Annotated in this window: 21 protein-coding genes; 16 read left to right on the top strand and 5 right to left on the bottom strand. The window is 64.3% G+C overall.

Annotated elements, in window-relative coordinates:
• Nucleotides 1-5: 5 nt before the first annotated feature.
• The 5 genes from FJW07_RS11135 to FJW07_RS11115 all read right to left on the bottom strand — a co-directional run bounded on the left by FJW07_RS11135 (nt 6) and on the right by FJW07_RS11115 (nt 6,762).
• The gene (locus FJW07_RS11135) at nt 6-1,448 is read right to left on the bottom strand and encodes an MFS transporter (protein ID WP_140856388.1); all 1,443 of its coding nucleotides are present in this window, start codon (nt 1,446-1,448) and stop codon (nt 6-8) included.
• 161 nt (nt 1,449-1,609) lie between these two features.
• On the bottom strand, nt 1,610-2,197 hold the full coding sequence (locus tag FJW07_RS11130; protein WP_140646683.1) for a sarcosine oxidase subunit gamma: 588 nt from the start codon (nt 2,195-2,197) through the stop codon (nt 1,610-1,612).
• Nucleotides 2,198-2,204: 7 nt separating this feature from the next.
• Nucleotides 2,205-5,213, bottom strand: a complete 3,009-nt coding sequence (locus FJW07_RS11125) for a sarcosine oxidase subunit alpha (RefSeq protein ID WP_140856386.1) — start codon at nt 5,211-5,213, stop codon at nt 2,205-2,207.
• Entirely contained in the window at nt 5,210-5,488 is a 279-nt protein-coding gene (locus tag FJW07_RS11120; protein ID WP_140646633.1) for a sarcosine oxidase subunit delta, read from the bottom strand. Before FJW07_RS11120 ends, FJW07_RS11125 begins: the two co-directional genes overlap by 4 nt.
• A gap of 14 nt (nt 5,489-5,502) precedes the next feature.
• Complete coding sequence (locus FJW07_RS11115) at nt 5,503-6,762, bottom strand: sarcosine oxidase subunit beta (protein WP_140646632.1); 1,260 nt, start codon at nt 6,760-6,762, stop codon at nt 5,503-5,505.
• A 193-nt stretch (nt 6,763-6,955) separates the two neighbouring features.
• Here FJW07_RS11115 and FJW07_RS11110 point away from each other — a divergent pair, with 193 nt between their 5' ends.
• From FJW07_RS11110 to FJW07_RS11035, 16 genes are all read left to right on the top strand, one after another.
• Nucleotides 6,956-9,445 carry a mechanosensitive ion channel family protein gene (locus tag FJW07_RS11110; protein WP_140856384.1) on the top strand — a complete coding sequence of 830 codons (2,490 nt, stop codon included), beginning with the start codon at nt 6,956-6,958 and terminating at the stop codon, nt 9,443-9,445.
• A 190-nt stretch (nt 9,446-9,635) separates the two neighbouring features.
• Nucleotides 9,636-9,899, top strand: a complete 264-nt coding sequence (locus FJW07_RS11105; RefSeq protein WP_027167119.1) for a hypothetical protein — start codon at nt 9,636-9,638, stop codon at nt 9,897-9,899.
• Between the two features lie 249 nt (nt 9,900-10,148).
• Nucleotides 10,149-11,582, top strand: coding sequence for a UbiA family prenyltransferase (locus tag FJW07_RS11100; protein WP_140856383.1), 1,434 nt, complete (start codon nt 10,149-10,151; stop codon nt 11,580-11,582).
• Nucleotides 11,582-12,934: an FAD-binding oxidoreductase gene (locus FJW07_RS11095; RefSeq protein WP_140856381.1), complete on the top strand. Its 1,353-nt coding sequence runs from the start codon at nt 11,582-11,584 to the stop codon at nt 12,932-12,934. The genes FJW07_RS11100 and FJW07_RS11095 overlap by 1 nt, the downstream gene beginning before the upstream one ends.
• Nucleotides 12,935-13,056: 122 nt before the next feature.
• Nucleotides 13,057-13,491: an EamA family transporter gene (locus tag FJW07_RS11090; protein WP_140856379.1), complete on the top strand. Its 435-nt coding sequence runs from the start codon at nt 13,057-13,059 to the stop codon at nt 13,489-13,491.
• On the top strand, nt 13,488-14,495 hold the full coding sequence (locus FJW07_RS11085) for an NAD(P)-dependent oxidoreductase (RefSeq protein WP_140856377.1): 1,008 nt from the start codon (nt 13,488-13,490) through the stop codon (nt 14,493-14,495). The genes FJW07_RS11090 and FJW07_RS11085 overlap by 4 nt, the downstream gene beginning before the upstream one ends.
• A 23-nt stretch (nt 14,496-14,518) precedes the next feature.
• Nucleotides 14,519-15,994 (top strand): aspartate aminotransferase family protein, encoded by a 1,476-nt coding sequence (locus FJW07_RS11080; protein ID WP_140856375.1) that lies wholly within the window; start codon nt 14,519-14,521, stop codon nt 15,992-15,994.
• A 12-nt stretch (nt 15,995-16,006) separates the two neighbouring features.
• Complete coding sequence (locus tag FJW07_RS11075) at nt 16,007-17,239, top strand: hypothetical protein (protein ID WP_140856373.1); 1,233 nt, start codon at nt 16,007-16,009, stop codon at nt 17,237-17,239.
• Nucleotides 17,236-17,988 (top strand): FkbM family methyltransferase, encoded by a 753-nt coding sequence (locus FJW07_RS11070; RefSeq protein WP_140856371.1) that lies wholly within the window; start codon nt 17,236-17,238, stop codon nt 17,986-17,988. Before FJW07_RS11075 ends, FJW07_RS11070 begins: the two co-directional genes overlap by 4 nt.
• A 156-nt stretch (nt 17,989-18,144) precedes the next feature.
• A complete protein-coding gene (locus tag FJW07_RS11065) occupies nt 18,145-20,706 on the top strand; it encodes an FAD-dependent oxidoreductase (protein ID WP_140856369.1) in 2,562 nt (853 codons plus the stop codon).
• Between the two features lie 107 nt (nt 20,707-20,813).
• Nucleotides 20,814-21,578, top strand: a complete 765-nt coding sequence (locus tag FJW07_RS11060) for a site-2 protease family protein (protein WP_140856367.1) — start codon at nt 20,814-20,816, stop codon at nt 21,576-21,578.
• A gap of 59 nt (nt 21,579-21,637) precedes the next feature.
• On the top strand, nt 21,638-22,579 hold the full coding sequence (locus tag FJW07_RS11055) for a phosphoribosylaminoimidazolesuccinocarboxamide synthase (protein ID WP_140856365.1): 942 nt from the start codon (nt 21,638-21,640) through the stop codon (nt 22,577-22,579).
• Between the two features lie 79 nt (nt 22,580-22,658).
• Complete coding sequence (locus tag FJW07_RS11050; protein WP_140856363.1) at nt 22,659-23,501, top strand: DUF1194 domain-containing protein; 843 nt, start codon at nt 22,659-22,661, stop codon at nt 23,499-23,501.
• 222 nt (nt 23,502-23,723) lie between these two features.
• A complete protein-coding gene (locus FJW07_RS11045; protein ID WP_140856361.1) occupies nt 23,724-24,674 on the top strand; it encodes an ABC transporter substrate-binding protein in 951 nt (316 codons plus the stop codon).
• A gap of 64 nt (nt 24,675-24,738) precedes the next feature.
• Nucleotides 24,739-25,515: an ABC transporter permease gene (locus FJW07_RS11040; RefSeq protein ID WP_181182611.1), complete on the top strand. Its 777-nt coding sequence runs from the start codon at nt 24,739-24,741 to the stop codon at nt 25,513-25,515.
• On the top strand, nt 25,512-26,300 hold the full coding sequence (locus FJW07_RS11035; protein WP_140856359.1) for an ABC transporter ATP-binding protein: 789 nt from the start codon (nt 25,512-25,514) through the stop codon (nt 26,298-26,300). The genes FJW07_RS11040 and FJW07_RS11035 overlap by 4 nt, the downstream gene beginning before the upstream one ends.
• Nucleotide 26,301: the final 1 nt, after the last annotated feature.

The raw sequence follows: 26,301 nt of genomic DNA, 5'->3' as shown, positions 1-26,301 counted from the left end.
GTCGGCTAATCGGTGCTCATATGCGCGCCGTGCCCGCTGACATGGGCGCCGTCCTGCGGCGTCAGCCTGAGATAAGCCGACAGCGCGCAAAGCGTGATCAGCCCTTCGATGACGAACAGGATGCGATAGTCGTTGACGCTGGCCTTGCCGCCGCCGGCAAGCAGCGACAGCAGCGCAGCGGCGAGGCCGACACTGATCGCCACCGCAAGCTGCCACAAGATGTAATAGAGCGCGCTGAAGCGCGCGAGCTGCTCCGGCGCGATATCCGAATAGGAAAGGTTGCCGGTCGAGGCCCATTGCACGGAACGGAAGACGCCGAAGGCGAAGATGTAGGCCAGGACGATCCAGGCCGGCAGGCCCTCCTGCATCAGGGCAAAGCCTGCGACCAGCAAAGCGACGATCGGCGTGTTGGTGACCAGCACGCGCCTGAAACCGAAGCGGTTCAACAGGCGCGGCATGAAGAAGCGCATCATCAACGACCCGATCGCGGCGACGAAGGTCAGCGATCCGGCCTGCACGGCGCTCATGCCGAAGCCGAGCTGGAACATCAGCGGCAGCAGGAAAACCACCGAGCTCAGGCCAATCGTGTCGAGGGCGCCGCCGGTGAGGAAGGAGATGCGGAAGGTGCGGATGCGCAGCAGGTTGAGATCGAGCAGCGGGTTGCGGGCGCGCAGGCAATAGAAGGCGGCAACCGCCAGGATGACGATCGCCAGGCCAAGCTCGATGCCGATGAGACTGCTTGCGGCATCCTTGGCGGCAAGCGAATCCATGCCGAAGACCAGCAGCCCCATGCCGCTGCCGACGAGCAGGAAGCCCGGAAAATCGAACGGCGTGCGGACCGGCTTGGTCGTCGTGGGAAACATGGAGGCGGCCAGCATCGCGGCGGTCAGCGCGATCGGGATGTTGATGTAGAAGATCCAGCGCCAGGAGACGTAAGTGGTGAGCGCGCCGCCGACGAGCGGGCCGACAAGCGGCCCGGATTGGCCGGCCAGCGAGATATACATGTTGATCTTCAGCGTGCGGTCGCGCGGGAAGCTGGACAGGATCACGACCTGGCCAAGCGTGCCCATCAACGCGCCGCCGCAGCCTTGCAAGGCGCGCGAGCCGACCAGCATCCAGATGTTTTCCGAAAGGCCACACAGGGCCGAGGCGCCAGCAAAGACGAGCAGCGCGAAGCAATAGACGTTGCGCAGGCCGAAGCGGTCGGCCAACCAGCCGCCGAGCGGCATGGTGACGATGAGGCTCGCGACGTAGACCGTGATCAGCAGGCCAAGCTGGCTTGGCGGGCGATCGAGGCTCTCGCCGATGCCGGGCAGCGCGGTAACCACGACATTCTGGTCGAGGCTGGTCATGAACACGCCGCAGGCGACGGTCGCCGGCAACAGCATCGACGGACCGCCCGCCGGAGCAAAGCGGGTCGTGGCCGTCGCCGAAGTCTCAACAGTCATGGAAGAGTATGGTCGAACTGGTTGCCTGAGCGGACGTTTGCCCTGGCAAACGCCGATGATTCCTATCTATCGTCCCTGCTGGCCCAACACTCAAGCAGCAGTTGTAATCGTCCGTAGTGCCAGATGCCGGCTGGACCAATTCCTGATCTTGTCGCGCCGGGCTATTGCACTTCGTAACCGACCTCCTCCGAGGCGTGGCACAAAGCCTTCCAGAACGAGCGCGCGAAGGAGCGAAAGACGTAGATGTCGAACTGGTCGGCGCCTGTGCGCTGGATCTGCGCGAAGACGTCGTGATGGTTGGTCGAACGTCCAGCGCCGAGCGGGAAGGCCGGCAAGGCGAAGTCGATGGCGAAGAATTTCGCCATTACCCATTCGGCCTTCGGGCCGGCGATGCGGATCGCGGTGCGGCCGTGCGAAAGGTCCGTCAGTGTGCCGATGGCCGGCGTGATCGATCCGGCAAAGGCTTGAGCCAGGCCTTCGGCCTCGTCCACCACGGTGAATTTCCCCGGCGCGAAGCCGAAAACGGCGCGGGCGCCGTTGCTCGCGCCACCGCCGGCGCCGTCGGGCAGCGCGAGCCCGGTGACCTTGCGGACAATTTCGATCAGCCGCTTCTCTTCGCCCGGCCATGCGGCGAGCTGCAGGATCGAGCCCGGCCGCGTCTCAGACAGGATGACATCGACGCCATGTTCGAAATTGCCGTGCGACCCCGGATGATAGTCCGGCTCGAGCGGCGATTGGCGTTCGGGCAACTGGTGCTCAGCCATGCATGCGGCTCCCGTCCGGATCGTAGAAGTGGTTGGAGACGATCTCGATCGGCCCGAACCGGTTGCGCAGCGGATCCGAGACGAACGCGCGGGTTCCGTGACGCGCCTTGCCGCCCTTGACCAAAGCCAGCGCGACATATTTGCCCAGCGCCGGCGAATAGCAGCAGGCGGTGATGTGACCAAGCGAGTCGTGCGGATTGGCTTCGTCCAGTTCCTCGACGATGTGTCCGCCGCCGTTGAGCGGCCGGTTGTCGAGGGCGATCAGGCCGACCAGTTCGTGCCGGTCAGGCGCGATCAGGCCTTCACGGTCCATCATGGCAGAGCCGATGAAGGGCTTCTTCTTCGACAGCATCCAGTCGAGGTGGAGATCGCGCGCCGTAGTGCGGCCGTCGATCTCGGCGCCGGTGACATGGCCCTTCTCGATGCGCATCGTGCCCAGCGCCTCGAGCCCGTAGGTGACCAGGCCGAAAGGCTTGCCGGCCTCGATCAAGGCTTCCCAGACGCGGGTGCCGTGGCCGGCGCCGGAATAGACCTCGAACGCCATTTCGCCGGAGAAGGACAGCCGGCAGATCATCACCGGAACGCCGGCGATCCGGCCATGGACGATGCCCATGAAGGGCAGGCTGGCGTTGTCGACGGCGGTGCCGGTGACGCAGGAGGCAAGGATGGCGCGCGCGTTCGGTCCGCCGATCGCTGCGCCCGCCCATTCGTCGGTGACGGAGGTGACGGTGACCTTCAGCTCCGGCCAGATGACGTCGAGGAAATATTCCAGATGCTGCATCACCTTGCCGGCATTGGCGGTGGTGGTGGTCATCAGGAATTCCTGCTCGCCAAGCCGCCAGGTGGTGCCGTCGTCGAAGGCAAGCCCGTCCTCGCGCAGCATCAGGCCGTAGCGGGCCTTGCCGACCGCGAGTGTGGAAAACATGTTGGTGTAGACGCGGTCGAGGAACTCGGCCGCGTCGGGCCCTTGCACTGCGATCTTGCCCAGTGTCGAGACGTCGACGATGCCGGCGCTTTCGCGTGTCGCTTTCGCTTCGCGGACATAGGCCTGCTCGACCGTCTCGCCGGCAAGGCCGTAGATCATCGGGCGGTACCAGAGGCCGGCCGAATACATCCTCGCGCCATTGGCGAGGTGCCAGTCATGCATCGGCGTCAGCCGTTCGGGCTTGAGGTCGCCGAAGCGTTCGGCGGCCAAGGAGCCGATCGACACCGCCGTGTAAGGCGGGCGGAAGCGCGTCGTGCCGACTTCGGGGATCGGCTTGCCGAGCGCCTCGGCCATGATGGCAAGGCCAGGCACATTGGAGTTCTTGCCCTGGTCGGTTGCCATGCCGAGCGTGGTGTAGCGCTTCAGATGCTCGACCGAGACGAAGCCTTCGCGATGCGCCAGCCGCACGTCCTCGGCGGTGACATCGTGCTGGTAGTCGACAAAGCTCTTGCCCTTGGCCTTGATCTCGAAGACCGGCGCCGGGTCGGGATCGCCGGGGGCCGCCTCGACGACGGGCAGGGGGGCGGATGACGCTGCACCGCCAGCCGCCTGAAGGCCGGCCGCGCGACCTTCGGCGATGGCTTCAGCAGTCGAAAAACTGCCGGTGAAGGCGCCGGCGCCAATCCATTGCTGATTTGGCCAGCGCTGCGTCGGCTTCGGTGGCAGGAAGGCCTGCCGGGCCAGGTTCCATTCGGCCTTCGCTCCGGCCTGGCTGGCAAGATGGATGGTCGGCGACCAGCCGCCGGACATCAGAAGGCTGTCGGCATGAATGCTGCGTTCGTCTCCGCTCAGCGCACCGCTCGTGGCGTCGAAGCGCTGCACCTTGACGCCGGTGAGGCCCTTGCTGCCCTCGGTCGCAATCACGGCATGGCCGTCCAGCAGCTCGGCCTCGGCTTCGCTCGCCAGCCGGCGCATGTCGTTCGAGACGTCGCTTCGGACATCGACGATGGCAACGATCGCGGCGCCGGCCTTCTTCAAGGCGAGGGCCGAGCGGTAGGCGCTGTCGTTGTTGGTGAAGAGCGCGATGCGCTGTCCCGGCAGCACGCCATATTCAACTGCGTAGCGTTCTGCCGCATGCGCCAGCATGACGCCGGGACGGTCGTTGCCCGGGAACACCAGCGGCCGCTCGAAGGAGCCGGTGGCGAGAACCACGGTGCCCGCGCGGATCGCCCAGTAGCGCTGGCGCGGCTCACCCTTGGCGGCCACTTCCTTGTGATCGGTCACGCGTTCGAGCGCGGCCAGCGTGTTGCCGTCGTAATAACCCCACACCGTCGTGCGCGGCAAAAGGCGGACATTGTCGTTGCCTTCGAGCTGGCCAACGGTGCGCTGGGCCCAGTCGGCGGCAGGCATGTCGTCGATGGTTTCGCCCGACCAATTGGCGGAGCCGCCGAAGTTGGCTTCGAGATCGGCGAGGATGACGCGGGCGCCCTGGTCGGCGGCGGCCTTTGCCGCCATCAGGCCGGCCGGACCGGAGCCGACGACCAGCACGTCGCAAAAAGCGTTCATGCGCTCGTAGCGCGCCGGATCGGGCGCGGTGCCAGCCTTGCCGAGGCCGGCGGCGCGACGGATGAAATGCTCGCAGAACATCCAGAAGCGCGTGCCCTTCAGCGGGCCGATCACCGGCCCCATGAAGGTCTTGTAGTAGAAGCCGGCCGACAGGATCTTGCCGCCGAGCTGGTTGATCGCGCTTACATCCCAGGCAAGCGAAGGCGTGCGGTTCTGGCTGACGGCGACGAGACCGTCATAGATCTCGACCATGGTGGCCGGGATGTTCGGCTCGCGCACTTCGCCGCGCAGCACCGTCACCAGCGCGTTCGGCTCCTCGACGCCGGCGGCAAGCAGACCGCGCGGGCGGTGATATTTGAAGGAGCGGCCGAACAGCGTCACGCCGTTGGCGAGCAGCGCCGAGGCCAGCGTGTCGCCTGCATGGCCGGTGTAAGGCGCGCCGTCGAAGGTGAAGCGGATGGTGCGCAGCCGGTCGATCCGGCCGCCGGTCTCCGTGCGGCGAGGCCTCACGAGCGGCCCCCCGCCTTGTGGCCGCCACGAGCGAAGGCTGTGCTCAGGATCTCATGCGTGATGGTGTTGCGCACGACCCTCAGATGCGCGCGGCAGCCGCCGGAATGCTGCCAGATCTCGTTGTGATCGCCGGCCGGGTTCAGCCGGTCGTAGACATAGGCGTTCCAGGCGTCGAGGTTCTGCGAGGCCGGCTGCGGCCGCTCGCGGTTACCGTCGCCCTGGTAGGTGAATTCGATGACGTCGCGCGGCCCGCAATAGGGACAGGTGATAAGCATTCTCTTTCAAAACCCTAATGCAGCCGCGGGTTCGCGCCCTGGCCTTTGTCGTCGATGATCAGGCCACGATAGAAGCGGTCGAGCGTGAAGGACGCGTTGAACTCGTGCGGCTCGTCCTTGGCAATCGTGTAGGCAAAGCACCAGCCCGATGCGGGCGTCGCCTTGAAGCCGCCGTAGCACCAGCCGCAATTGAGATACATGCCCGGCAGCGGACCGGTGGTGATGATCGGCGAGCCGTCCATCGTCATGTCGCACAGCCCGCCCCAGGAGCGCAGCATGCGCACGCGGGCCAGGCCGGGGAACAGCGCCAGCATCTCGCTCATCACCTCGTCGACAATCGGCAGGCTGCCGCGCTGGGCGTAGCTGTTGTAGCCGTCGAGGTCGCCGCCATAGACGAGGCCGCCCTTGTCGGATTGCGAAATGTAGAAATGGCCCATGCCGAAGGTGAGAACGGTGTCGACGATGGGCTTCAGCGATTCCGAGACGAAGGCCTGGAGCACGTGGCTTTCGATCGGCATGTGCGAAATGCCGGCAAGCTGCATGACCTGGCCGGTGCTGCCGGCAACCGCAAGCGCGACCTTCTTGGCGCGGATTTCGCCGCGCGTCGTCGAAACGCCGGTGATGCGGCCGCCGTCGCGCAGGAAGCCGGTAACCTCGCAATTTTCGATGATGTCGACGCCGCGCCGGTCGGCGCCGCGCGCATAGCCCCACGCGACCGCGTCGTGCCGGGCGGTGCCGGCGCGCGGCTGCATCAGCCCGCCAAGAACCGGGAAGCGCGCCGAACCCGAGACGTCCAGCGCCGGCACAAGCCGCTTGATCCGGTCGACGCTCATCAGTTCAGCGTCGACGCCGAGATGCCGCATGGCGTTGCCGCGCCTGGCATAATCGTCGAGCTGGGCGGGCGTATGCGCGAGGTTGAGGCAGCCGCGCTGCGAGAACATGACGTTGTAGTTGAGGTCGTGCGAGAGATTCTCCCACAGCTTCATCGAATGTTCGTAGAAGCGGGTGTTTTGCGGCAGGAGATAGTTGGAGCGCACCGCCGTGGTGTTGCGGCCGACATTGCCGGAGCCGAGCCAGCCCTTTTCCAGCACCGCGACGTTGGTGATGCCGTGTTCCTTGGCGAGATAATAGGCGGTCGAAAGACCATGGCCGCCGCCGCCGATGACGATCACGTCATAGGAAGCCTTGGGGTCCGGCTTGCGCCAGGCGGGCTTCCAATCCTTGTTGCCGGTCAGCGCGTTCTTGAGCAGCGAGAAGGCTGAATATTCCGCCATTCTTCCTATCGTCCTTATGATGCGAGCGGCAGACTATAGAGCAGGCGGGAAGCGCAAAGCCAAGATTGCGCCATCGCTTTTCGACAGGCCGACTTCCGCCGATGCGGTCGGGACGGCTTGCCGCCCGATATGTCGGTCTTTATCAAGGGCGGAAATTTCGAGGATTTTTCGACCGCGAGTCGCCAACAAACTCATGTTCTTCCGCCTGCTGCGCCTGATCCTGGTCGTCGTCGTCGCTGTCTTCGGGCAGCCGGCGCTGGAGGCGTCGGCGCAGGCGATCGGCCATGGCTCATCGCAGCTCATCGCCGACCAGACCAAGGCCATCCAGGACCTGACGGCCAAGACCGACGGCCTGGAGAAGAAATTAGGCGACCCCGATGAGGACGATGCGGGGCTGGTCGACATCCGGTTGCAGCTCGAGGATATTTCGCGGGCGGCGCTGAACAGCGCGCTGGCATTCCGGCAGCGCCTCACCGACATCAACAACCGCGTCGAGGTGCTCGGCTTGCCACCGGCACAGGGGCAACCTGCCGAGCCGGCGATCGTCAACAACGAGCGCAGCGCGCTCTCCTCGGAAAAGGCTCAGATCAACGCGGTCGTCGCCAGCGCGCAAAACCTGTCGATCCGCGTCAACGGGCTGGTCGACAAGATCGCCGTCATGCGCAGCGAGCTTTTCCGCAGCGTCATCACCAAGCACTATGACCTGACCGAGGCGCTGAGCCCGCAGGCCTTTTCCGACGCGCACGACCAGTTCTCGGGCCTCTACAAGTCGGTGTCGTCGTGGCTGAGCTTCGCCGTCAGGTTCAAGTTCCAGGCGATCCTCGCGGCGACGCTGATGGCCCTGGCGCTGGCGGCGGTGCTGTTGATCGGCGGCAGGCGCCTGTTCGGCCGCATATTCGAGGCCGACCCGACCGTCGAGGATCCGTCCTATCTCAGCCGCCTGTCGGTGGCCTTCTGGTCGACGCTGCTGCCGACCCTGGCGCTCGGCGTCTTCTTCGCCTCGGCGGTGTTCTTCTTCAATTATTACAATGTGCTGCGGGGCGATATCGGCACGTTCCTCAATGCCTTGCTGACGGTGATCGGCATGGTGTTCTGCGTCAACCGGCTGACCAACGCGGCGCTCGAACCGCGCCTGCCCAACTGGCGGCTGATCCCGGTCGCGACCGGTCCCGCGCGCTGGCTCGTCGGGCTGACGACGGCCATGGCGCTGGTGCTCGGGTTCAACTACTTCCTGTCGGTCGTCAACGAGAAGATGGGTTCGCCGCTTTCGCTGACGATCGCCAGGGGCTTTGTCGCCACCATCATCGTCGGCGTCATCCTCATCCTGATGGGGTTGCTGCGGCCTTTCAGGGCCGCCGACGGCTCATGGCGCCCCTGGCCGGCGTGGCTTCGTTTCATCGCCATCGGGCTCGGCCTGTTCACCATCGCGGCGGCACTGCTCGGCTATATCGGCCTGGCACTTTTCGTCTCGTTCCAGGTCGTGGTGACCGGCACCGTTCTGGTAACGGCCTATATCGGCTTCCTGTCGGCACGTGCGATCGGGGAGGAGGGTGGCTTCGCCGACACTTCGGTCGGGCGATGGCTTTCGGAAAATTCCAGCTACGAGGATACCGCCCTCGACCAGCTCGGCCTGGTGGTCAGCATCGCCATCAACCTGATGATCGTGCTGGTGTTCCTGCCGCTGATCCTTTTGATGTGGGGCTTCCAGCCCGGCGATATCGAGGCCTGGGCCTACAAGCTCGCGACAGGGGTCTCGATCGGTTCGGTGACCATCTCCTTCCTCGGCATCCTCAGCGGTATCGTGGTCTTCGTCATCGGCTATTTCCTGACGCGCTGGTTCCAGGGCTGGCTGGATGGCTCGGTGATGGCGCGCGGCAAGGTCGATGCCGGCGTGCGCAACTCGATCCGGCTTGGCGTCGGCTATGCCGGCGTGGCGATTGCCGGCCTGGTCGGCATCTCGGCCGCGGGCATCGATCTTTCCAATCTCGCGCTGGTTGCCGGCGCGCTTTCGCTGGGTATCGGCTTCGGCCTGCAGAACGTCGTGTCGAATTTCGTTTCGGGCCTGATCCTGCTTGCCGAGCGTCCGTTCAAGGTCGGCGACTGGATCGTCGCGGGCGACGTCAGCGGCACGGTACGCAAGATCAGCGTGCGCGCCACCGAGATCGAGACCTTCCAGCGCCAGGCGGTGATCCTGCCCAACTCGAACCTGATCAACAATGCGGTCGGCAACTGGACGCATCGCAACAAGCTCGGGCGCATCGACATCAAGGTCGGCGTCGCCTATGGCAGCGACGTCAAGCGCGTCCATGCCATCCTGATGGACATTGCGCGCGCCCATCCGATGGTGCTGAAGAACCCCGAGCCGTTCGTTCTCTTCGCCAATTTCGGGGCGGCCGCGCTCGAATTCGAAATCCGCGTGTTCGTCGCCGACATCATGAACGGCAGCGTCGTGCAGAACGACATTCGCTTCGCCATCTTCGATATCTTCGAGGAGGAGCAGATCGAGATACCCTCGACGCCGCGCGCCGTGGTCGAAACGAAGAAGCACGAGGCCTGGCCGATCGACGACGACAAGATCGAGGCCGAATTCGCCGAGCGCCAGAGGCTGGAGGCGGAAGCCGCGGCAGAGCGGGAGCGGCTGGCAAAGATGAAGCGCAAGGGCCGCAAGCCGGATCCTAGTTAAGGTGCACCGATATTCGGGTGGGGCCGGCCTGCAGACTACGCAAGCTGCGCTCATCCGACGCCGAAACCGATTGTGGCATGAATGCGGCATTCAGTTGCGGTTCAGGTAACATCTCATATAAGCTTCGATGCAAAGGGCGAGAATGCCTTGCAAATTTGAACAGAGGCGGTGTGTGAACACCGGAAATGCAATGTGGAAGTCTGTCGTTGCCGCCATCGCTTTGCTGGCTCTGGGCGGTTCGGCTTTCGCCGCCAGCGCGATCAACAGGGACGCTCAGACGCGGACCCTGGTCGTGACCGAAGGCGGCGCCAAGAGCGAGCTGACGCTTGCCGCCGGCGAGACGGTGGAATTCTGCTCGAACGGCTGCTTCGTCACCCTGCCCAATGGCGACCTCGAAGCCCTGACCGGCTCGGAAACGGTCGAAATTTCGGGCGGTGCGGCCCGCATCAAGTAACCGTCGCCGCAAGATTGGCGCAGCAAGATTTGGCAAAGGCCGGACCGATGTCCGGCCTTTTATCGTTTTCGGTAGCCGTAGCTTAACGATGACGCCCGAAAACCGGTATGACCACGCGCTGCAACCGGGCGTTTTAACGTTCGCTGCGTCATCACCCGCTATATCCGACCCGAGGACGCCGGCACGCGGCGTGGGTTGAGTTGGCGCGTGGTCCCTTTCCGGGATCTTGCGGTCGATCGGGGCAGGACAATGGACGCGAGGTCGGACAGGAACGCAATCCCGCTTGCGGTCGATCTCGACGGCACCCTGATTGCGACGGACCTTCTATGGGAAGGGCTGTTCATCCTGCTCAAGAAGAACCCGCTCTATCTCTTTCTTGTGCCGCTCTGGCTGACCGGCGGTCCCGCACGGCTGAAGCAGGAGATCGCCAGGCGCGTCGACATCGATCCGGCCTCGCTGCCCTACCGCCAAGACCTGCTCGACCGGTTGCGCGCCGAGCACCGGGAGGGTCGCGTGATCGTGCTGGCGACGGGAACGCCGCACAAGTTCGCGGAGGCGATCGCGGCGCATCTCGGCATCTTTGATCAGGTGCTGGCGACCGATGGCCCGCACAACATGACGTCAGGCAGGAAATGCGCGGCACTTGTCGCCGCCTATGGCGACGCGGGCTTCGACTATGCCGGCAACAGCCGTCACGACCTCAAAGTGTTCGACGCCGCGCGCAACGCGCTCGTGGTCGCACCCGACCGCAGCGCCCGGCGCTGGCAGGCCGCGCATAGCGCCGAGGCCATGCCGGCGCCGAAGCCGACGCTGAGGACCTACGTCAAGATGCTGCGCATGCATCAGTGGCTGAAGAACTCGCTGATCGCCGTGCCGATGGTGCTGTCGCACGAATATTTCAACCCAAACATGATCTGGCAGTGCCTGCTGGCGTTCGTCTCCTTCAGCGCCGTGGCGTCCGCCATCTATATCCTCAACGATTTCTTCGACCTGGCGCTCGACCGCAAGCATCCGACAAAGCGCAACCGGCCCTTCGCCAGCGGTGCATTGTCCATTCCGTTCGGTCTCGGCGCGATCGTCGCGCTGCTCGCGATCGGCATCGCCGTCGGATTGTTCCTGCCGATCGAATTCCTTGGCGTGCTTGCCGGCTATATGGCGGTCACCACCGCCTACTCGCTGTCGTTCAAGCGCATGCTTCTGGTCGATGTGCTGACGCTTGCGGGCCTCTACACGATCCGCGTGCTGGCGGGCGCGGCGGCCACCGGCGTCGACGTCTCCTTCTGGCTGCTCGCCTTTTCGATCTTCTTCTTCCTGTCGCTGGCGCTGGTGAAGCGGTTTGTCGAATTGCGCACCACGGCCATTCCTCCGGGCGAGCGCATCGCCGGTCGTGGCTACCGCACCGAGGACCAGGAAATCGTCGCCCAGGCCGGCATGGCCTCTGCCTTTTCCTCGGCGCTGGTCCTGGCGCTCTATATGGACAGCCCGGCGGTGCGCGAGCTCTATCCGCATCCCTGGCTGATATGGCCGCTGGCGCCGATCGTGCTCTACCTCACGATGCGCGTCTGGATCCTCGCCCGGCGCGACGAGATGCATGACGATCCGGTCGTCTTCATCATCCGCGACTGGCGCAGCCAGATCGTCGTCGCCATCGGCGCGGTCTTCCTCGTCGCCGGAGGCTGGTGATGAGGAACGAGCGCTTCGGCAGCTTCGGACTGGCGACGGCGCCGGCGCGCAAGGCGATCCCGGCGGACGAGGCGATCGCCTTGCTGAAGCGTGGCGAGGCGAAAGCCGGATCGCTGCTCGGTTACGGCAATGGCCGCTCCTATGGCGACAGTTGCCAAAACGATGCCGGCATGGTGGTCGACATGCGGCCGCTCAACCGCATCCGTTCCTTCAACGCCGAGACCGGCGTGCTCGAAGCGGATGCCGGTACGCTGCTTTGCGACATCATCGCGCACGCCGCGCCCTACGGCTTCTTTCCGGCTGTGGTTCCAGGCACGCAGTTCGTCACGCTGGGCGGCGCGATCGCCAATGACGTCCACGGCAAGAACCACCATCGGCGCGGCAGCTTCGGCTGCCACGTCGAGGCCTTGACACTGCTTCGGTCCGACGGCCGAACCTATCGCTGTTCGCAAACCGACAATGTCCGTCTGTTCGCGGCAACGATCGGCGGCATGGGGCTGACCGGGCTTATCCTTTCGGCATCGATCAAGCTGATGCGGGTGCCCTCGCTCGACATAACGGAAAAGGCGACGCGGTTTCGCGATCTCGGCGAATTCTTCGATCTTGCCGAGGCTGCCGACCAGGCCAACGAATATGCCGTCGCCTGGATCGATCAGCTTGCCGGGGGCAAAAGGCGCGGGCGCGGCCTCTTGTTCATCGGCAACCATGCCGAGCACGGCTCGCACGCCGCCGCGCGTGCCGGCAGCCGGCTTTCCGTGCCGATGCAGCCGCCCTTCAATGTCCTCAACCGGCCTTTCCTCACCGTCTTCAACGCGGCCTACCGCTGGAAAAAGGGCAGGTCCGCGGCTCCGCGCCAGGCGGGCTATCAGGGTTTCTTCTTTCCGCTCGACGGCATCCGCGACTGGAACCGGCTCTACGGACCGCGCGGGCTTTTCCAGCACCAGAGCGTGGTGCCGGAGGCCAATGCGCGCCGCATCGTCCCGGCGCTGCTCGAGGCGGCCCGGCGGGCGGGCGAGGGATCGTTCCTGACCGTGCTCAAGCGCTTCGGCGATGTCCGCTCGCCGGCGCTGCTGTCGTTCGCGCGGCCGGGCTACACGCTGACGCTCGATTTCCCCAACCGGGGCGAAAGGACGTTGCGATTGCTTGCCGAACTCGACCGCATCGCCGTCGAGGCGGGTGGGGCGGTGAACCCCTACAAGGACGCCCGGATGGGTCCAGAGACGTTCGCCGCGTCGTTTCCGCAATGGCAACGCCTGGAGGCACTTCGCGATCCGGCCTTCCTGTCGAGCTTCTGGGCGCGGACGGCGAAAAGACTGGATGTAAGGAGTGGAGTTTCGGAAGCCGCGGAATAGATAAAAATCAAATAAATCATGGTAAACGAAGCGTTACGCCGTGATTTACGCAAAATACCATCTGGGCTTCACGAAATATTTGCGGGTTTGTAATAGGACCGCCCACGGGGCAGGTGGCAACAATGAAATACATAATCTTCATACTCTTCACGGTCATGACCAATGCCGCGGCGCAGCTGATGCTGAAGCAGGGCATGATGTCGATAGGCCCGATCTCCTTCGAAGGCGCCAATCCGCTCGTCAAGCTCCTGCAGATCGTGTTCAGCCCCTGGGTGTTCCTGGGCCTCTGCACCTTCGTCATCTCGATGGCATCGCATCTTTATGTGCTGTCCAAGGTCGAGCTCAGCTTCGCCTATCCGTTCCTCAGCCTCGCCTATGTCGCCGTGGCGATCTTTGCCTATTTCGTCTTCCGCGAGGACCTCAACGGCTGGCGCATCGCCGGCATCGCCTGCATCTGCGTCGGCACGATACTGATCGCGCAAAGTGGCCGAGGCCATGAGGACCGGACGGCTTCCATCGCGCCTGACAGAACCCAAGCAAGCGAGATCGTTCGATGAGACATGTGATTTTCGGCGGCGACGGCTTCGTCGGCCGTCACCTTGCCCCAAAGCTTGTCGCGGACGGCGAGACCGTCGTCGTCGCCGACATCGTCAAGAGCGACCTGCCGCATTACCGCTCGGTGCGCTTCATCACATGCGACGTCACCGATCCGGCCTCGGTCGCGGCGGTCGGGCTCAAGGCCGACGACGTGGTCTACAATCTGTCGGCCAAGATGCTGTCGCCGATCCAGGTGCGCGCCAAGCGGCATGATTTCTTCTTCCCGGTGAATTTCCACGGCACCGAGCACATCATGCAGGCGATGGACAAGGCCGGCGCCTCGAAGCTCGTCCACTACACGACCGACATGATCTACGGCCACACGGTGGTGCTGCCGATGACCGAGGACCATCCGGTCTCGCCGCTCGGCGAGTACGGTCTGTCGAAGCTGAAGACCGAGGAACTTGCCGGCGAATGGCGCAAGCGCGGCATGTCGATCTCGCTGTTCAGGCCGCGCCTGATCATCGGCCCTGGACGCCTCGGCATCCTGGAAAAGCTGTTCAAGCTGATCGACTGGAACCTGCCTGTGCCGATGATCGGCTCGGGCAGGAATCCTTACCAGTTCATCTCGGTGTTCGACTGCGCGGAAGCCGCCCGCGCGGCCTGGAAGGCCGGCGTGCCGAACGAGGCCTACAATCTCGGCTCGCTCAGTCCGCCACCAGTCAAAAAACTGCTCGGCGACCTGATCCGCCATGCCGGCTCGAGATCGATCCTGTTGCCGACGCCTGGCTGGGCGGTCAAGCGCACGCTCGACCTGCTCGACCTATTGAATATGCCGATCATGGATCCGGAACAGTATCTGATCGCCGACGAGGAATGCGTGCTCGACGTGTCCAAGGCCGAGCGCCAGCTCGGCTGGGTGCCGCAATATCGCGACGAGGACATGCTGATCGCCGCCTACAGCGAATATCGCGCCAAGCAGGACGGCCACGCCGTCGCCACCAGACACGTTCCCGCCGAATAAGGCGACGAAGGGAGATTTTTCAGATGACCGTCATGGCCAAGCCGGAACATACCGGAACGCGCAAGCTGGTCGATGCGCCGGCGCTATCACCAGCGACCATCGCCAAGCCCGACCTGATCAGCGTCGAGCAGGCCAAGGCGCTGGATGTCGCCCGCATCACCGACCTGTTCAAGGCGCATCTCAATCCCGGACAGCTGCATTTCATGAAGCTGCTCGGCTTCCACAAGATCAAGATCGAGCGCGCCGAGGGCATGTTCTACATCGACCAGAACGGCCGCAAGATCCTCGACTTCTTCGGTGGCTTCGGCTCGCTCGCCTTCGGCCACAACCATCCGCGCATTCTGGAAGCGCGGAAAAAGTTCCAGGAGGAGAAGCGCCAGGAAATAGCCATCGCCTTCATGTCGCAATATGCGGGGGCGCTGGCGCACAACATCGCCAAGTGCTCGCCGGGCGAGCTCGACATGGTGTTCCTTGGCTCCTCCGGCTCGGAAGTGATGGAAGCGGCGGTGAAGCTCGCCGAGCGCTCCGCCGGCCCTAAGCGGCCGAAGGTGGTCTATGCCGAGAATTCCTTCCACGGCAAGACGAAGGGCGTGCTGGCGATCACCGACGGCCAGCTCTACCGCGCCGACTTCAAGGTGGCGGACAATGTCGTGCGCGTTCCCTTTGCCGACATCGACGCCGTCGAGCGCCTGTTCAAGAGCGATCCCGAGATCGGCGTCATCGTGCTCGAAACCATCCAGGGCGGCGGCGGCATCATCCAGGCTCCGTCAGAATACTGGCAGAGGCTGCGCGCGCTTTGCGACCGACACGGCGTGCTGTGGGTCGCCGACGAAGTGCAGTGCGGTTATGGCCGCTCGGGCCGCTTCTATGCCTTCGAGCATTACGGCGTGGTGCCGGACGTGACGGCGCTGGCGAAATCGCTGGGCGCCGGCAAGGCGGCGGTCGGCGCCATGATCGCCAAGCGCGACGTCTACATGAAGGCCTATGGCACGCCGAAGACGGCGATGATCCATGCCATGGCGACGTTCGGCGGCATGGGCGAGGCCTGCGTCACCGCGATCGAGGGCATCAACGTGCTTTATGACGAAGGCCTGATCGACAATGCTGCGTCGACGGGCGAGTACCTTCTGCAGCGGTTGCGGGCGCTCAAGGAGAAATACCCCAAGATCATCAAGGACGTGCGCGGCAAGGGTTTCATGATCGGGCTCGAGTTCCACGATTTCTCGCAGACCCTGCCGATGGTGCTGCGCCCGGTGGTGAGCGTGCTCGACGACAAGCTGAAGGGCTCGCTGTCGGGCTTCGTCGGTTCGCTTTTGTTGCGCGACTACGACGTGCTCGTCGCCTTCACCGAATACAACCGCAACGTCATCCGGCTCGAGCCGCCGCTGATCTGCCAGCCCGAGCATGTCGACCGCTTCGTCGATGCTTTCGACAGCCTGTTGTCGCGCGGCATCGTGGCGATCGTGAAGGATTTCGTGAAAAGCCAGGTCGGCAAATAGAGGCCGCTGAGCATGCTGACCAAGCCGTCCGCTCCGACCAATCCGCTGGAATGGCTAACCGGCGCCGGCCTGGCGTGGGGCGAGGGGGCTTACGCGAAATGGGCGGCATCGATCGGCGCGATCGCCTTCTCGCTCTATATACTGCTGACCGCCGCGACCGCCTGGTTCATGCCCGATGCCAACTGGGACATGCTGCCTTATCTGGCGATCGCCGAGGAGGGCGCCTATCCCAATCCGCAGGCGCTGCATGACTATGCCTATAGCACGGTCAAGGCGGGCGTATCGGCAGGCGATTACAAGACGCTGACCGACGATGGCGGCGGCTTCCGCAGCCACATGACGGAGAACGCCGCCGACTTCCATTCGCTGCTCGGCATGTACCGCATCAAGTTCCTCTATGCCGAGATACTGTCCGGTCTCAGCCATGTCGTGTCGCCGGTCGAGGCGATGCGGCTGGTTCAGGTCTTCTCTGTGCTGCTGTTCGGCGCCGTCACGCTCGTCTGGCTGCGAGCGCAAGGCGCGCTGGCGCTGGCGCCCGTGGTCGGCGCGATCCTGATCATGGCCGATTTCGGCGACGCGGCACGCGCTTCGACGCCGGACCTGTTTTGCTCGGCACTGTTCCTCGGCGGGCTCTTCGCCTATATGCGCAAGCGCGAGGCGGCGACGGCGGTCCTGCTTTTCCTGGCGTTCATGGCCAGGCCCGACAACATCGTCTTCCTTGCCATTTTCGCGGTGCTGCTCGTCGCTTTCCGCGAGAGGGCGTGGGGCGCGTTAGCCGGCTTTGCCGCCTCCTTCGCCGCCTATTTCGCCATTTCGCACTGGGCCCAGCATCCCGGCTGGTGGCCGCATCTTTGGTTTTCCAGCATCGAGCAGCACTATAACATGGACGGGTTCGAGCCGCCGCTCTCGGTGGCCGCTTATCTGAAGGCCTTCGCGGCGTCGGTGGTGCGCGCCGTCAGCGTCAACAACTGGGTCGGCGTTTCGGTGCTGGCGCTGGCTGGCTGGTTCGGGCTCGAGCGTGCCGGCTTCCGGCTCGACCGCCGCGCCGGCATCCTGCTGGCGGCGCTGGTGCTTGGCGTGCTGGCGAAGTTCGCCGTCTTCCCGATCCACGACACCCGCATCTATTTCCCCAACCTTCTGCCGCCCTTCCTCCTGCTTGTCGCGCCGCTCATGGCGCTGTGGGCATCGGCAAGCCAAAGCGGCCGCCACGCCGCGCCGCAGGTCATTTCCGGAGACAAGTCATGAGCTCGCTTTCCAACCTGGCGCGCATCTTCCTGTCGCTCGGCCTGCCCGCCGGACTTCTCGACCGCAGCCCCTCGCTCCACGGCACGAAATTTCTCGCCAAGGCGGCGTTGCAGGCCCGCTTCGTCGGCCGGCCGTTCCAGATGGTCAATGTCGGCGCCTGCGACGGCGCGCTGTTCGACGACGTGACGCCGTGGCTGCACCGCATTCGCGGCGCCCGCGCCATGCTGGTGGAACCGATCCCGTATAACCAGAAGCGGCTGCGCGCCAATTACCCGGATGCCGAACGCTTCGTCATCGAGCCGGTTGCGGTGACGAGGACCAAGGGCACGATCACCGTGCACACTTTCGATGCCGCCGCGCTCGAGGCCGGCACGCTGCCGATCGAGTTCATCGGCTGCTCGTCGGTCACCGACACCAATCTGATGTCGGGCAAGAACGCCTGGGGCGAGGCGGATGCCAACTTCAACAAGTTCGCGCCGCATCTGAAGGATATCGAGGTGCCGTCGGAGACGTTGCAGACGCTGCTCGACCGCAACGGCATCACCCACATCGACGCCTTCCTGGTCGACTGCGAAGGCGCCGACTGGATGGTGTTCGAGCAGCTCGACCTCAAACGCTACCGCCCCGGCATGGTCAAGGTCGAGATCGGCGCGCTGCCGGCGGCCGAGATCGGCCAGGTCGTGGTCAAGCTGAAGACCGCCGGCTACCAGGTCGGCTTCCAGGCCGAGGACATCTGGGCCTTCGCCTGAACGAAAATTGCCGATGACGGCCCGCCGGCGCGCAGGGTCGCGCCGCACCTGCGACGTGTCGCAAACAGGCGGTAGCTCAATCCGCGTCCTCTGCATATTGTGCGCCATTCGAAGGGCGCGCAAACGCGCCCGTCTATACCTTTGGAGTCGCGGGCAATGGCAGAGTTTCCGAAAAAGGCGAAGGTCGTCATCGTCGGTTTGGGCGGTATTGTCGGCGCATCGGTCGCACATCACCTGATCGAGCGCGGCTGGGACGACATCGTCGGCATCGACAAGTCGGGCATCCCGACCGATATCGGCTCGACAGCGCACGCCTCGGACTTCTGCTACACGACCAGCCACGATTTCCTCTCGTGCTGGACGACGCTCTATTCCATCGATTTCTACGAGAAGATGGGCCACTACGCGCGCGTCGGCGGCCTCGAAGTAGCGCGCGTCGGCGACGATGCCCGCATGGACGAGATCAAGCGCAAGATCGCCTCGGCCAAATCCTTCGGCACCCGCGCGCGGCTGATCGAGCCGGCCGAGATCAAGGAAAAATTCCCGCTGATCGAGGAGCATCTGGTGCAGGGCGGCCTGTGGGACCCGGATGCCGGTCTCGTCATCCCGCGCTCGCAGACGGTCGCCGGCAAGCTTGTCGATCAGGGCGTCGGTTCCGGCAAGCTTCAGGCTTTCGCGAACACTTCGGCCAAGTCGCTGATCGTCGAGAACGGCCGCATCAAGGGCGTGGTGACCGAGCGCGGCACGATCGAGGCCGATTACGTGGTGGTCTGCACCGGCATCTGGGGCCGGCTCACCGCCGCGCTGGTCGGCGAGGACCTGCCGGTGATGCCGATCGACCATCCGCTCACCTTCTTCGGCCCCTACAACGAGTTCGCCGGAACCGGCAAGGAGATCGGCTGGCCACTGCTGCGCGACCAGGGCAACTCGGCCTATATGCGCGACACCGGCGATCCGAAGACCGCCGAGGGCGGCCAGATCGAGTGGGGTTATTACGAGGAAACCAATCCGCGTCTGTGCCACCCGCGCGACCTTCTCGAAAAGGACCAGGCGCGGCTGTCGCCGTCGCAGCGCGACCTCGACATGGAGCAGATCATGGCGCCGCTGGAGCGCGCCATGGAACTGACGCCGATCCTCGGCGAATTGGGTTACAATGAAGGCCATTCCTTCAACGGGTTGCTGCAGGTGACCACCGATGGCGGCCCGTCGATGGGCGAAAGCCAGAAGGTGAGGGGCCTGTGGTACGCCGTCGCCATCTGGGTCAAGGACGGCCCGGGCATGGGCAAGCTGATCGCCGACTGGATGACCGACGGCAGGACCGAGGTCGACCATCATGCGATCGACTATTCGCGCTTCTATCCGCACCAGACGCAGGAACAGTTCATCTGGGATCGCTGCACCGAGACGGCGATGAAGGTCTACAATCCGGCGGTGCATCCGCGCGAACCCTTCTCCAAGGGCCGCAACATCCGCCGCTCGCCGTTCTGGGAGCGCGAGAAGGAGCTCGGCGGCTATTTCATGGAACTGGGCGGCTGGGAGCGCGCGCATGGCTACGCTGCCAACGAGCATCTCCTGGAAAAGTACGCCAACCGGGTTCCCGTGCGCGAGAACGAGTGGGACAACCGCCATTTCTGGCGCGTCTCCAATGCCGAGCATCTGGCGATGAGCGAGGATTGCGGCATCGTCAACCTGTCGCATTTTTCCATGTACGACGTCGAGGGGCCTGACCATGTCGCGTTGCTGGAATGGCTGTGCGCGGCCAAGATCGGCGGCGACAACAATATCGGCAAGGGCATCTACACGCACTTCCTCGACGAGGAAGGCATGGTGCGCGCGGACTTCACGGTCATCCGCATGGCGGACCGCTGCCGGGTGATCGACGGCGCCGATGCCGGTCCGCGCGACTTCCGCTACATGCAGCGCACCGCGCAGGACAAAGGCTTCGACGCCACCGTCACCGACGTGACGGAAAAATACGTCACCATCGGCATCTGGGGGCCGAACGCACGGGCGACCCTGCAGAAGGTGGTCGAGAATCCGGACGGCCTCTCGCTCGAGAATTTCCCGTTCGCGGCGATCAAGCCGATCAGGATCGGCGGCAAGGACGTCACCGCCTTCCGCATTTCCTATGTCGGCGAGCAGGGCTGGGAACTGCATATGCGCTACGAGGATGGTCTCGCCGTCTGGGACGCGCTGCGCTCGACCGGCGTCATGCCTTTCGGCGTCGAGACCTACGCCAACACGCGCCGCATGGAAAAGAGCCTCAGGCTGCAGAACGCCGATCTGCTCACCGAGTACAATTTGCTCGAGGCCGACCTTGCCCGCCCGAAGGTCAAGGAGAACGACTTCTGCGGCAAGGCCAAGCACCTGGAGTATCGCGCCCGCGAGCACCAGCCGGCGATGCTGTGCACGCTGGTGATGACCGAGAACAAGGACGCCAAGGGCGTTGCGCGCTATCCGGTCGGCATCATGCCGGTGCAGGATCCTGCGACCGGCGAGACGCTGGTCGACGAGCTCGGCCGCCGCTCCTTCACCACCTCGGTCGCCTACGGCCCGACGATCGGCAAGAACATCGCACTCGCTTACCTGCCCTGGGCTTTCGCCCAGGAGGGCCGCAAGCTGCAGGTCGAGTATTTTGGTGAGACCTATCCGGTCGAGGTCGCTGGCGTCGGCTACAAACCGCTCTACGACCCGGAGAACCTCAAGCCGCGCAGTTGAGATCGTGGACGTTGAAGCACGGATGCGAAAGCCCGGCTTCGACCGGGCTTTTCTCTTTTGTATGCCGGCATTCTCGCATAGCGTTGCGCCGGGCGGAGTAGGCAAGCTTGCAACGGTTCGGCTGGGACAGGAAGAACAACGCATTCGTCTTCACGATTAAGGGGAACATTCCCGTTCGTGTCAGCTGGACCTTTGCCATTCCCGCCGCCTTGCCGTTCCTGCATGAATGGTCGAGGCATCCCAGCAGCGCGCTGACTCATACGGTCATCTTTGCCGCGCTGCTGTTCCTGTCGGTGTTTCTGCATGAACTCGCCCATGTCTGGGCAGCGCGGCGACAAGGCATCGGCACCCAACGGATAGATCTGTACCTCTTCGGCGGGATCGCCTGGTTCAAGCCCGGCGCGGCTTCGCCTTACGGCTGGGCGTGGATCTCCTTCGCCGGGCCGCTGGTGAACATCGTCCTGGCGGCGGGCCTTGCCGCTGCCTATTGCCTTTTTGCCCGGCCCTTGTTGCCGGCCGAGCCAGACGGTCTTTTCAATTGGCCGCCGCCGAGACCGGACACGCTTCTTGAGTGGACGCTTTGGCTTGGCGCCCTGGTGAACGCGGTTCTGGCCATTCTCAACCTCCTTCCGGCCTATCCGCTCGATGGTGGCGCGATCGCCAGGCATCTGCTCGCGCCGCGCTTCGGCGCGGAGACCGCCACGCGGATCGTCGGCTTCTGCGGCGTCGTGCTTTCGATCCTGCGTTTTGCGGTCATTGTGCCCGCGGCCACAGCCGGTATCCTGATCTGGATTCCGCCGTCTTTCAGGCCGAACTGGAGAGCGTTTCGCGCTGCCGGCAATAAGAAGCCCGCTCCGCAGCATCCGGCTTGATGTGCAAGGGGCCAGCGGCTTATGTGGCCGCATCAGAAGCCCGCGAAAGCAACACGCCCATGCGCATCCTGTCCGACGCCTTCATTCCCGAGCTGCCCAACCGCTACAATGGCAAGGTGCGCGAAAACTACGATCTGCCGGACGGGCGCCGCATCATCATCGCCACCGATCGTCTGAGCGCATTCGACACGATCCTGGCCTCGATCCCGTTCAAGGGAGAAGTGCTCACCCAGACGGCGCGCTACTGGTTCGAGGAAACCGCCGACATCTGTCCCAACCATGTGCTGGAATATCCCGACCCCAACGTCGTCGTCGGCACGCGGCTCGACATGCTGCCGGTCGAGATCGTGGTGCGCGGCTATCTGGCGGGAGCCACCAGCACCTCGATCCTGACCAAGTACAGAAAGGGCGAGCGGAGCTTCTACGGCCACAGTTTTCCGGACGGGCTGCGCGACAACGAAAAATTGCCGGAAGCGATCATCACGCCGACCAGCAAGGCCGCCCATGGCGGCCATGACGAGCCGTTATCGGAAGCCGAGATCATCGCAGAGCGGCTGCTGACGCAGGCGCAGTGGGACACCGTATCGCGCTATGCGCTGCAGCTGTTCGCTCGCGGCCAGCAGCGCGCGGCCGAACGCGGCCTGATCCTGGCCGATACCAAATATGAGTTCGGCACGGCGCCGGACGGCGCCATCGTGCTTGCGGACGAAATCCACACGCCCGACAGCAGCCGCTACTGGATCGCGGCGAGCTACGACGAGGCGTTCGAAGGCCGCGGGCGGCCGCAGAGTTTCGACAAGGATTTCATCCGGTCATGGGTGTCGGCGCGTTGCGATCCCTACAAGGATCCGATCCCCAACATTCCGGACGAGATCGTCAACCAGGCCTCGGCGGTCTATATCCAGGCCTACGAGGCGATCACCGGCGCGAAATTCGCGCCCGACCTTTCCGGCGATACGGTGCTGGAGCGCATCCGTTCGAACCTCGCGCGGTATTTTTAGGAAGGTTCCGCCGCCGGCAGAATCCGATGCCCCGGATTCCCGGCTTTTGCGCGCGGCGATTTTCGCCTAACCTTGCTTCATGTCTGCTTATGCCCGCGCAAGGCATATCTTTTCAGGCAGTGCCGCGCTGGCGCTGGCGCTCTGGCTGACGCCGCCAGCTTCTCCCGCAGAACCGGTCGATGTCGAACTGGTGCTCGCGGTCGATGTTTCGCTTTCGATGTCGCCGGCCGAGCTCGAGATCCAGCGCCACGGCTACGCGGCGGCGCTGACCCATGAGAATGTGCTGAAGGCCATCGCCGACGGCGCCTATGGCAAGATCGCCGTCACCTATGTGGAATGGGCGGGTACCACCTGGCAGCGCGTGATCGTGCCGTGGACGGTGATCGCCAACCGCGCCGATGCCGAGAAGGTGGTGGCGCAACTCAATGCGCGGCCGCCGGACAGCGCCCGGCGGACCTCGATCTCCGGCGCGCTGAGCTTCGGCAGCGACCTGTTCGCCGAGAGCGGTTTCCAGGGCACGAAGCGCGTCATCGACGTTTCGGGCGACGGACCCAACAACCAGGGCGCGCCGGTCGACCTCACGCGCGACGCGGTGGTCAAGCAAGGCATCACCATCAACGGCTTGCCGCTGATGACGCGCGGCGGGTTCAGCGGCGCCTTCGATGTGGAAAATCTCGACCGCTATTACAGCGACTGCGTCATCGGCGGACCGGGCGCTTTCATGATCCCGGTCAATGACTGGACGCAGTTCCCCGAAGCGATCCGCCGCAAGCTGGTGCTCGAGCTTGCTGGTCCCGCCTCGCCGCGATGGGCGGCGGAAGAGGCCGCGCATCCGCCGGTCGTGCTCGCCGACGATGCGCCGGCAGCGGACTGCATGGCGGGCGAGAAGATGTGGCGCAATCGCGGCTGGGGCATGCCGTGACGGATCGAGAAGCGGCTCCAGGCGCGCCGCCCGGCATTAGATCAGAATGACGAATCGTCATCCCGATCTAACTCTTTGGAGCATGATCTCTTCCGAAAACCGGATCCACTTTTCGGGATCAAGCTCCAGCTTGGACCAAGGTCGAGTGCGGCTTCTGCTTCATTGACAAGCCTTTTGGCGTCTGTGAGACAATTTGCGCTCACCACAAAAAGGGGAACCACAATGAACAGAACCTCCATCTTCGCGGCGGCGCTGACGGCGGTCGCCGTGCTCAGCGCGCCGGCGATGGCCGCTACGTCGCTCACCATCGGCATCAGCGGCTGGACCGGCTTCGCGCCGCTGACCTTGGCAAAGCAGGCCGGGCTTTTCGAAAAGCACGGGCTCGATGTCACGCTCAAGAAAGTGCCGCAGGCGAGCCGCCCGCTGGCCATCGCCAGCGGCGACCTGCAATGCGCGGCGACCACGGTCGAGACCTGGATGGTGTGGAACGCCAGCGGCGTCACCACCAAGCAGATCTTCCAGCTCGACAAATCCTATGGCGCCGACGGCATCGTCGTGCGCAACGACATCAAGACCGTCGCCGATCTCAAGGGCAAGAATGTCGCCTCGTCCGCGCCCGGAACCTCGCCCTACTTCCTGCTCGCCTGGGTGCTCAACAAGAACGGCATGTCGACCAAGGACGTGACGGTGGTTAATCTGGAGCCGGATGCGGCGGCGCAGGCCTTTCTCGCCGGCCAGAACGATGCCGCGGTCACTTACGAGCCCTTCATCTCCGCCGTGCGCGACAAGGCCGACCAGGGCCATATCCTGGCGACCACGCTCGACTACCCGATGGTGATGGATACGGTCGGCTGCACGCCGGACTTCCTCAAGGCCAATCCTGACGCAGCCAAGGCGCTCGCCGACAGCTATTTCGACGCGCTCGACATGATCAAGAAGGACCCGCAGAAATCCTATGAGATCATGGGCGCCGACGTGAAGCAGTCGGCCAAGGAGTTCGAGGATTCGGCCAAGTACCTGAAATGGGCCGACAAGGCGGAGAACAAGCAGTTCTTCACCAAGGATTTCCAGGATTTTTCCAAGACCGCAGCAGAGCTCCTGCTGCAGATGGGGTTGATCAAGGAAGCGCCAGATGTGTCGACGCTAGCCGACACCAGCGCGGTCGCCAACTGATCGCGCATTTTTCGATCGACGGCGGCGACAAGCCGCCGTTCTTCCTCTTCAAGGACAGGGCCTGATGCTGCGTCCCTTGCACCCCGTTGCGCCGGGCACGCGAACCGTGCTCGGCATCGCCTTCTTCGTGCTGTTCGTGGCCTTCTGGGCATGGATCACGCTTGGCGGCCATGTGAACCGGATCTTCCTCGCCGATCCGCTGTCGATGCTGAAGGATGGCTGGCGGCTGCTCGTCGAGGATCGTTTCTGGCTCGACATCCTGATCACCATCTGGCGCGTCTTCGGCGGCTTTGTGCTGGCCTCCATCGTCGCGGTGCCGATCGGCATCGCCATGGGCGCCTGGAAACCGGTCGAAGCCTTCCTCGAACCGTTCGTCTCCTTCGCCCGCTACCTGCCGGCGTCCGCCTTCATCCCGCTGCTTATCCTGTGGGCCGGCATCGGCGAGCTGGAGAAGCTTCTGGTTATCTTCGTCGGCTCGGTGTTCCAGATCATTCTGATCGTGGCGGTCAAGGTCGGCAGCACGAGGCGGGACCTTGTCGAGGCCGCCTATACGCTTGGCGCGACCGACAACGGCATCGTCAAGCGCGTCATCGTGCCGGCCAACGCGCCAGAGATCGCCGAGACGCTGCGGCTGGTGCTTGGCTGGGCCTGGACCTATGTGATCGTCGCCGAGCTGATCGGCTCGTCGTCGGGCATTGGTTACATGATCATCAACAGCCAGTCGCGGCTGGCGACGGGGCAGATCATCTTCGGCATCATCGTCATCGGGCTGATCGGGCTTTTGTCCGACTTCGCCTTCAAGGCGCTCAACCGCTGGCTCTATCCATGGAGCCTGGCGTGAGCAAGCTTCTCATCGAAGGCGTTTCGCGGACCTTTGCCGGGGTCGGGGGCGGAGAGCCGGTGCGGGCGCTGCAGCCGGTCGACCTCGCGGTCGCGGCCAATGACTTCATCACCATCCTGGGGCCGTCCGGTTGTGGGAAATCTACCCTGCTCAGAATCGTCGCCGGGCTGGAGGCGCCGAGCACCGGCCGCGTGCTGCTCGACGGCAAGGCGGTTACAAGGCCGGGACCGGACCGCGGCATGGTGTTCCAGTCCTATACGCTGTTTCCCTGGCTGACGGTCGCCGAGAACATCGGCTTCGGCCTGCGCGAGCAAGGCAGGCCCGAGCGCGAACGCAACGAGATCGTCGCTTCCTATGTCGATCTCGTCGGGCTGAAGGGTTTCGAGAACCATTGGCCGAAACAGCTGTCGGGTGGCATGCAGCAGCGCACAGCGATCGCGCGGGCGCTGGCCAACGATCCCGAAATCCTGCTGCTTGACGAGCCGTTCGGCGCGCTAGACAACCAGACGCGCGGGCTGATGCAGGAATTGCTGCTCGGCATCTGGGAGCGGCGCAAGAAGACGGTGCTGTTCGTCACCCATGACATCGAGGAGGCGATTTTCATGGCGTCGCGGGTGATCGTGATGAGTGCCCGGCCCGGCCGCATCAAATCGGACGTGCCGGTCGACCTGCCGCATCCGCGCCATTACACGCTGAAGACCAGCCCGGAATTCTCGGCGCTCAAGGCGCAACTCACCGAAGACATCCGTGTCGAGGCGATGCGGACGGCGCAGACCGCCGTGTAAG

Origin of the sequence: Mesorhizobium sp. B3-1-9, from assembly GCF_006439595.1 — a bacterium.
Classification (GTDB): domain Bacteria; phylum Pseudomonadota; class Alphaproteobacteria; order Rhizobiales; family Rhizobiaceae; genus Mesorhizobium.
Note: the sequence above shows the minus strand (reverse complement) of the source record. Positions and strands in the feature narration are given on the sequence as shown.